Source organism: Polaromonas sp. P1_G4 (assembly GCF_056405475.1).
The window spans coordinates 1-7,911 of sequence record NZ_JBFUCA010000172.1 but is presented as its reverse complement, the minus strand read 5'-3'; the positions used below and the strand labels follow the sequence as shown (position 1 = coordinate 7,911).

The following is a 7,911-nucleotide window of genomic DNA, read 5'->3' as shown; positions in this document are numbered from 1 at the left end:
CAGTTGACGTGGCCAACCTCACGCTGGCCACGGCCAAATCCGTTGTGTTCGGGGTGTTGATTGCATTAGTCGGCTGCCACTATGGCCTGCGTGTCAAACCCAACACCGAAAGCCTGGGGCAGGGCACCACGGCGTCGGTCGTAACGTCCATCACGGTGGTGATTCTGGTCGACGCATTGTTCGCCGTATTGTTCAAGAGTGTGGGCATATGAACAGGGCCCCCACGTTCGCCCACTGCGTGTGGCTCTCTGCCCCCCAAGGGGGCGCATTTTCCTTGGGGCGGCCCGGCGGAAAATTGCACACGTCAAAACACCTTCGGCGTTTTCCCAATGACTGATTCCATCGTCGATATCAAAAAACTCTGGACCGTGTTCCAGAACGGCGACAAAAAAGCCGTAGTGCACAAGGACCTGGACCTCACGGTGGAGCGGGGGGAGGTGTTGTCGCTGGTGGGCGGGTCGGGTACCGGTAAAACGGTGTTGCTGCGCCAGATACTGGGGCTGGAGAAACCCACCCAGGGCGAGATCACTGTGCTGGGCAGGCYGGCCGCCGAACTTGGCAAGCGGGGAGCGGCCAGCCGTGTCGGCATGCTGTTCCAGCAGGGTGCGCTGTTTTCGGCCTTCACGGTGCTCGAGAACATCGCCTTCCCGTTGCGTGAGCTCAAGACTTTGCCGCGCGCACTGGTCTACGAAGCGGCCATGGTCAAGCTGCGAATGGTGGGCCTGGGCCCCGACGCGGCCGACAAGATGCCGAGCGATCTGTCGGGCGGCATGGTCAAGCGCGTGGCATTGGCGCGCGCCCTCATCATGGACCCGCCGTTGCTGCTGCTTGACGAACCCACGGCGGGCCTGGACCCGGAAAGCTCCGACAGTTTCGTCTCGCTGCTGCGCTCGCTGCACCGCGACATGGAGCTCACGGTGGTGATGGTGACGCATGACCTGGACACGCTCTTTGAGCTCAGCACGCGCATCGCCGTGCTGGCCGAACAAAAAGTCATCGTTAACGATGTGCCCAAGGAAGTGGTGGCGTTTCCGCACCCCTTCATTCACGAATTTTTCCTTGGCGAAAGGGGTCAGCGCGCGATGGAATTGCTGCGCGAATACCCCTTTACTGTTTAGAAAGGCTTCGATATGGAAAACAAAGCCCATGCCATGGCCGCCGGCGCATTTGTACTGGTGGTGACCGCCCTGCTGGCCCTGCTGGCGATCTGGCTGACGCGCGACAACACCGAACGCGACCTGTACGACATGAGCACCAGCGAAACTGTTTCGGGCCTGCAGCCGCAGGCCACGGTGCGGTTTCGCGGCGTGCCGGTCGGCAAGGTCGAGCTCATCGGGTTTGACACCAAGGTCAAGGGCAATGTGCTGATCCGTGTCTCGATCGACCGCAGCGCGCCGGTCACCAAATCCACTTTTGCCACGGTGGCATCACAAGGTGTCACGGGGCTCGGGTTCATCCAGCTCGACGACGACGGAAAGTCCGCTGAGCGGCTGGCGGTGAACGACGACGACCCGCCGCGCATTCCGCTCAAACCAGGTGGGCTGGACAAGCTGCTCAAGCAAAGCGAAGTGATCTTCAACCAGGTCGAAGAAGCCAGCACGCGTTTGAACAAACTGCTGTCCGACGAGAACCAGGCGGCGGTCACTTCCGCCATCACGCAACTCGGCGAAGCGGCCAGCGGCATCAACCGTGTGGCCAAAGGCCTCGAGCCTACGGTGGCGAGCCTGCCGGGCCTGTCGCGCGACGCGACGGCGACGCTGAAATCCGTCAGGACGGCTGCCGACGACGTCAGCGCGACCGCCACGCGCCTGAGTGAAAAAGGCGGGCCGCTCGACAAACTGTCCGAGGGCGGCGCCGCGCTGGCCTCGGGGGTGGAGACCTTCAGCGCCGGCACGCTGCCCAAGCTGGGCGAAGTGGCCGACGAAACGGCCCGCACCATGCGCCAGTTGCGCCGCACGGTCAACGCGGTCGACGACAACCCGCAGTCGCTGATTTTCGGCAACGGTCCACCGGTGCCCGGTCCGGGCGAGCCCGGTTTTTCTGCCAACGGAGAGAAAAAATGACATTCGATTTTTTCAAGATCTTTTCATCTGCTATGAATTCAGTAGCTGCTTGCGCCCGTCCATCAAAGGCCTTGGCCATTTTTTCCTCGATAGTCATGGCGCTGGCGGTCAGCGGCTGCTCGGGCCTGCCCGACAAACCCACGCGGGCCACCATGTATGACTTCGGCCCTGGCCCTTTGGCCATTCAGCCCAGCACGCGGCAGGCGCCGTTGCCGCCGCTGGCGCTTGACGACATCTCCACCTCCGGCGGCGCGCTCGACAATATGGCGGTGCTGTACCGTCTGGCGTATACCGACGCACAGCAGCTGCGGCCGTATTCGCAGGCGCGCTGGAGCATGCCGCCCGCACAACTGGTGCGCCAGCGCCTGCGCGAACAGCTTGGCCAGCGCCGCGCCGTGTTCAGCGCCGGCTCCAGTGTGGCACTCAACCGCAGCCAGAACGCGGTGCTGCCGCTGCTGCTGCGCCTGGACCTGGAAGAATTCAGCCACTTCTTCAGCGCGCCCAACACGAGCGTCGGCCTGATCCGCCTGCGCGCCACGCTGCTTGAAATCACCCCCGCAGGCGAGAAGCTGGTGGGGCAGCGCAATGTCATCGTGCAGCGTCCTGCGCCCAGCAACGACGCTCCCGGCGGCGTCCGGGCCCTCACGGCAGCCACCGACGCTGCCATCGAGGAGCTGGACCAATGGCTGCAGCAAACACCCGCGCGCTAAAACGCCTTGCGCCATGAAAACGCTGGAAGAACAACTGGATGCCGCCGGGCTGCATGTATTCGGCTGCTGCGAGCAGCTGAGCGCTTACGGACCCGAMCTGCTGCAGAACTCGCAGCTGCTGCAGGACTTCACGCCTGCCGAAGCCGACATCCTGGGCGCGTCCATGCTGCTGGTTCGCGCCGAACCGGGGCAGGTGATGATCCGCGAAGGCGAAGCCGGCGACTGGATGATGCTGATCCTCAAGGGCACGGTCGATGTGACCAAACGGCTTGAATCAGCGGCCGAAGCGGCGCAGGCCGAAGCCGGCGCGGAACCGGTCGTCTCGCGCGTGGCCGTGGTGCGCAGCGGCGCGGCAATAGGCGACATGTCCATGCTCGACAGCGAGCCGCGCTATGCCACCTGCACCGCCATCGAATCTGTCGAGGCCGGCGTCTGGGGCCGCCATGAAATTGCCCTGCTGATTCGCGACCACCCCGGCGTGGGCGCCAAGCTGCTGGTCAAGATCACGCAGATGATGGCCCAGCGCCTGCGCAACACCAGCAATCAGCTGGTCAAGTTGCTTCGAAAGAAGTAGACCCCCCGTCCAGGCTCACTGCGTGTAGCCCGTTCCCCCCTCGAGGGGGCGGCGCCTGGGGCCGGCGAAGCCGGACCCTCGGCCCCCACTGGTGGAATACTCCCACTGAATACGCCCTGAATCTTCAACCCAGCATGAGCCCCGGGACCGGCTTTGCCGGGCCGTAGGGCGGGCGGCCCCCTCGGGGGGCAGGGAGCTACACGCAGTGAGCGACCGTGGGGGCGCCACTTCACCCTCACTTCACATAAGCGGCCCGCAGCTCATCTTGAGCTCACACACGATTTGCACACTTCCCTTCGTTGTTCAAACGAAAGGAAGTCATGAAACAAAAACTCTTCGCGCTGGCCCTGGTGGTGGTTTTGCTGGTCGTCGCGCTGTTCCAGATCAGTGGCGTGGTGCACGACCGCCAGACCTACCGGCAAATTGCCATCCAGAGCGTGGCGCAGAGCCTGGCCGGCCCGCAGACGCTGACCGGCCCGCTTATCCACCGGGCCTGCACCGAGGAGTGGGACATCAAGTATGAGGACAAGAAAGTACAAACCGAGCGGCGTGAGTTCACCCTGGTGGCCGCGCCGGCTTCGCTGACCGTCAAGGGCGGCAGCAAACTCGAGGCGCGGGCACGCGGCCTGCATGCGACGCAGGCCTTTAACCTCAAGGCCGACATCGTGGCCGAATGGACCGACACCGAAGCACTCAAGCCCGTGGCCGAACACGCCGGCTCACGCATGAACTGCGGCCAGCCGCTGTTGATGATGGCGGTGTCCGACTCGCGCGGCATCCGCCATGCCAGCGTCAAGATCGGCGAGCAGGTGCTGGCGCTCAAGCCCGGTACCTTCTATGGCAGCTACCCGCGCGGCGTGCATGCGCCGTTACCCATGGCCATGGTGGGAGCGGCGCCGCTGCAGGCGAAACTGGAACTTGAACTCGTGGGCACCGAAAGTATTTCGGTGGTGCCGTTAGGTGGCGACACCCGGGTGCAGCTCACGTCGAACTGGCCGCACCCGAGTTTTGGCGGGCAGTTTCTCCCGGTGGACCGCAAAGTGACGGACCAGGGTTTTGAAGCCAGCTGGCGCGTCAGCTCGCTGGCCAGCACTGCGCAGCAGGAGGTGGCGCAGCCCGACCCGGGCAAGCGCAAGAGCGTTTGCCTGCCCTACAGCGATGGCTCGGCCACCAACTCCTGCGTGGAGGCCTTCAGCGTGACCTTTGTCGACCCTTCCAATACCTACGCGCTCAGCGACCGGGCTACCAAATACGGTCTGCTGTTTATCGGCCTGACTTTTTTGGCCGTGGGGCTGTTCGAGTTCATGAAGTCACTGCGCGTGCACCCGATCCAGTACCTGCTGGTGGGTGCGGCCATGAGCATGTTTTTCCTGTTGCTTGTGAGCCTTTCGGAGCACATGCCCTTTGAAACTGCTTATGCGATTGCCGCCGCCGCCTGTGTGCTTCTGCTGACGTATTACGCCAGCCACATGCTGGGCCGCTGGTCGCGCGGCCTGCCGTTTGGCCTGGGCATCACCACGCTGTACGGCATGCTGTTTGTGCTGCTGCGGATGGAGCAAACAGCCTTGCTGCTGGGTGCAGTGGCCTTGTTCGCCGTGCTCGCGGCCATCATGATGCTGACGCGGCAGGTAGATTGGTACGCACGGTTCAAACAGGCTGAACCGGTCAAACCTGAACCGGCAAAGGTGGCCGCGTGATGCGCGCGCCGCGGTTAGAAATGCAGCTCGACCCGCAACCCGGGCTGCGTGTTGCGCACCACCATGCGCCCGCCGTGCAGCAGCATGATCTGCCGCACGATGGCCAGCCCCAGGCCCGAGCCTTTGGTGTGTCCGTCGGGCCGCACGGTCGAGAAAAAGCGCTCGCCCAGGCGGGGCAGGGCGTAGTCCGCCACGCCGGGCCCGGCATCTTGCACGGCGATGAAGTCTGGCCCCGCTTCCAGGGTGATCGCCGAGCCCTCGGGTGCGAACGAGCGCGCGTTTTCCAGCAGGTTGCTCAGCGCCAGGCCCAGCAAGCCGGGCTCCGCATGCACGCCGGCATGTTCCGGACGGATTACGACTTTGATCGCATGCTGGGTCCGGCCGGCGCCGGTCTCCAGCTCAAAAGACTGGAGGAAGCCGGCCCACGCAAGGCGCTCGCGCTCTACCTCTGTATGGCGCTGCTCCAGCTTCGTCAGCTCGAGCATGCGGTCCACCAGCGCCTGCATGCGGCCGGACTGGGCCAGTACCTGCCCGGAAAACTCGCGGCGCGCGTGTTCGGGAAGCTCGTCCTGCAAGAGCTCGCCTGCGCTGCGGATCGCGGCGAGCGGGCTCTTGAGCTCATGGGTCAGGGCGCGCACGTAATCTTCTATGTACTCGTGGCCCTCCAGCTTCAGGCGCATGGCATCGACTGCCATGGCCAGATCGCCAAGCTCGCCCGGTATCTGCGGAACCGCGGGTTTCTCGCCCTGGCCGACGGCGTTGGCATAGCGGCGCAGCTTGCGAATGCTCCACACCACCCACAGCGTCACGGCCACACCGATGGCCAGCGACAACACCAGCAACAGCAGGCCGCTTAGGAAAATCTTCCGTTCGGCCCGGTCAATGAAGGCCTGGATGGTGGCCATCGGCTTGGCGACGGTCAGCACGCCGATGATTTTGCCGTCCTGCTGCACCGGCGCGGCGACGTACATTACGGAGCTGCGGTCGTCCTGCTGCACTTCACGGGTGGCGCGCGCGCCGTACTCGCCGCGCAGCGTGCGGGCCACATCGCGCCAGCGCGAATAATCCTGGCCGGTCGCCACGTTCTCCGAGTCAAACACCACCTTGCCGGCGGCGTCGGTCACGTACACCCGGAAGTCCAGCGATTGCTTGGCCAGGCCCCAGATCTGCGCGTCAATCGGCCGCTGCGCGTAGTTGCGCACATGGCCGGCGAAGCGCCCGTTGGCGATGGCGCCGGCCGACAGGTCGTCGCTGGCCAGTTCGGCGAGGATGTTGGCGGTGTCCACCATCATGTCTTCCATGACCTCCCGCACGCTGGGCTTGACCTCTGCCATGAAGACACGCAGCACAAAAAAAGCAGCAAGGCCCGTGACCAGAAAAAAACCGAACAGCAGCCGTATGCCCAGGCGCATGTCAGCTGCCTTTGGTGCGATTGATATCCAGGGAGTAACCCATGCCACGGTGTGTGACGATGTAGTCATGCTCCGGCGCTGCTTCCTGCAGCTTCGCACGCAGGGTTTTGATGTGGGTGTCTACGGTGCGGTCTGTGCTGTCCGAATCCGTGCCCCAGACCGCAGTGAGCAACTCATCACGCGAACGGATGCGTTCGCGGTGACGCAGCAGCTCGGCCAACAGGCCGAATTCGCGGCGCGTCAGGTTGAGTGGAAGGCCATGCAGGTTTGCGCGTTGGCCCGCGGTGTCAATCACGAAAGGACTGGCGCCAGCCGGCGCCGCTGCAGGGGCAGGCATGCGCGCGCGCCTGAGCAGGCTGCGCACGCGCGCCAGCAACTCGCGCGGACTGAAGGGTTTGCTCACATAGTCGTCGGCGCCCAGTTCCAGCCCGAGCACACGGTCGATCTCCTCGCCCTGCGCGCTCAGCATCAGCACCGGCAGGCTGCCGGCGGCGCGCAGTTCGCGGCACAGATCGAAACCGCTGCCATCGGGCAAGCCGACATCCAGGATCACGGCGTCGGGCAGCTGCAGCGCAAGCTGGCGGCGCGCATCGCCCAGCAGCAGGCTGTGTGTCACGGTGAGGCCGTCGCGCTCCAGTGTGTAGATGATGGACCGGGCAATCGCCGGGTCGTCTTCAACAAGAAGAATGCGCGCGCCGGCCATCAGCTTCTCAGGATAGGGAAGAGTTTTCCTAGACCACCGGCCATCACCTCGACCGCCAACGCGGCCAGGATCAGACCCATCAAACGTGTCATGACGTTGATACCGGTTTTTCCCAGCACGCGGGCAATCGGCTCGGCCAGCGAAAAGCTGATGGCAGTCACCAGCGCAATCACCACACCGTAGCCGACCAGCGCGGCAACCTGCAAGGCCGTCTGGGCCTTCTCTGCGTAAATCACCACGGTCGACATGGTGGCCGGGCCGGTCAGCAGCGGAATGGTGAGCGGCACCACCGCGATGCTGGCGCCGCGCGCAGCCTTCTCGGCGCCGTCTTCCATTTCATTGGTCAGGGGTTTGGCTTCGGCCGGTTGCGCATTCAGCATGTTCATCGAGCTGATCAGCAGCAGCATGCCGCCGCCGACCTGGAAGCTCGCCAGCGAGATACTGAAGAAGTCGAGGATCTGCAGGCCCAACAGCGCGCTGATGGCGATAACGACAAAAGCCGAAAAGGCTGCCACCAGGATGGTGCGGCGGCGCTGCTCGTCGGAGAAGCCCTGCGTGTAGTGGATAAAAAACGGCACGATGGCCAGCGGGTTGACGATGGCCAGCAGCGTGACAAGCGGTTTGAAATCCATCGTTTTTCCTTAGAGGCAATTCAAGTGGCAAGCCCAAAAGCGGGCTAGCCAGCACATTCCAGCCGGGGCCGCGGAACCGGCTTCGCCGGGCCGCAGGCGCAGCGCCCCCTCGGGGGGCAG

Annotated in this window: 9 protein-coding genes; 6 read left to right on the top strand and 3 right to left on the bottom strand. The window is 64.2% G+C overall.

All coding sequences use genetic code 11. The features are described 5' to 3' along the window. The 6 genes from AC1D1X_RS10615 to creD form a co-directional block, all read left to right on the top strand. Nucleotides 1–212: ABC transporter permease (locus AC1D1X_RS10615; protein WP_477698253.1), on the top strand; the 212-nt coding region annotated here is incomplete at its 5' end. 117 nt (nt 213–329) lie between these two features. Beyond that, nucleotides 330–1,118, top strand: a complete 789-nt coding sequence (locus tag AC1D1X_RS10610; RefSeq protein ID WP_477698252.1) for an ABC transporter ATP-binding protein — start codon at nt 330–332, stop codon at nt 1,116–1,118. A gap of 12 nt (nt 1,119–1,130) precedes the next feature. Continuing rightward, nucleotides 1,131–2,063 carry an MlaD family protein gene (locus AC1D1X_RS10605; RefSeq protein WP_477670240.1) on the top strand — a complete coding sequence of 311 codons (933 nt, stop codon included), beginning with the start codon at nt 1,131–1,133 and terminating at the stop codon, nt 2,061–2,063. Beyond that, nucleotides 2,060–2,773, top strand: a complete 714-nt coding sequence (locus AC1D1X_RS10600; protein WP_477670239.1) for an ABC-type transport auxiliary lipoprotein family protein — start codon at nt 2,060–2,062, stop codon at nt 2,771–2,773. Before AC1D1X_RS10605 ends, AC1D1X_RS10600 begins: the two co-directional genes overlap by 4 nt. A gap of 13 nt (nt 2,774–2,786) precedes the next feature. Continuing rightward, the gene (locus AC1D1X_RS10595; RefSeq protein WP_477698251.1) at nt 2,787–3,347 is read left to right on the top strand and encodes a Crp/Fnr family transcriptional regulator; all 561 of its coding nucleotides are present in this window, start codon (nt 2,787–2,789) and stop codon (nt 3,345–3,347) included. A gap of 320 nt (nt 3,348–3,667) precedes the next feature. Continuing rightward, on the top strand, nt 3,668–5,044 hold the full coding sequence (creD, locus tag AC1D1X_RS10590; RefSeq protein WP_477670238.1) for a cell envelope integrity protein CreD: 1,377 nt from the start codon (nt 3,668–3,670) through the stop codon (nt 5,042–5,044). A 14-nt stretch (nt 5,045–5,058) separates the two neighbouring features. Here the strand turns inward: creD and creC are convergent, their stop codons facing one another. The 3 genes from creC to AC1D1X_RS10575 are packed head-to-tail and all read right to left on the bottom strand — an operon-like array spanning nt 5,059 to nt 7,791. Next, the gene (gene creC / locus AC1D1X_RS10585) at nt 5,059–6,456 is read right to left on the bottom strand and encodes a two-component system sensor histidine kinase CreC (protein WP_477670237.1); all 1,398 of its coding nucleotides are present in this window, start codon (nt 6,454–6,456) and stop codon (nt 5,059–5,061) included. Nucleotide 6,457: 1 nt separating this feature from the next. Next, the gene (gene creB, locus AC1D1X_RS10580; protein WP_477670236.1) at nt 6,458–7,159 is read right to left on the bottom strand and encodes a two-component system response regulator CreB; all 702 of its coding nucleotides are present in this window, start codon (nt 7,157–7,159) and stop codon (nt 6,458–6,460) included. Further along, nucleotides 7,159–7,791 carry a MarC family protein gene (locus AC1D1X_RS10575; RefSeq protein ID WP_457281681.1) on the bottom strand — a complete coding sequence of 211 codons (633 nt, stop codon included), beginning with the start codon at nt 7,789–7,791 and terminating at the stop codon, nt 7,159–7,161. The genes creB and AC1D1X_RS10575 overlap by 1 nt, the downstream gene beginning before the upstream one ends. Between the last annotated feature and the right edge of the window lie 120 nt (nt 7,792–7,911).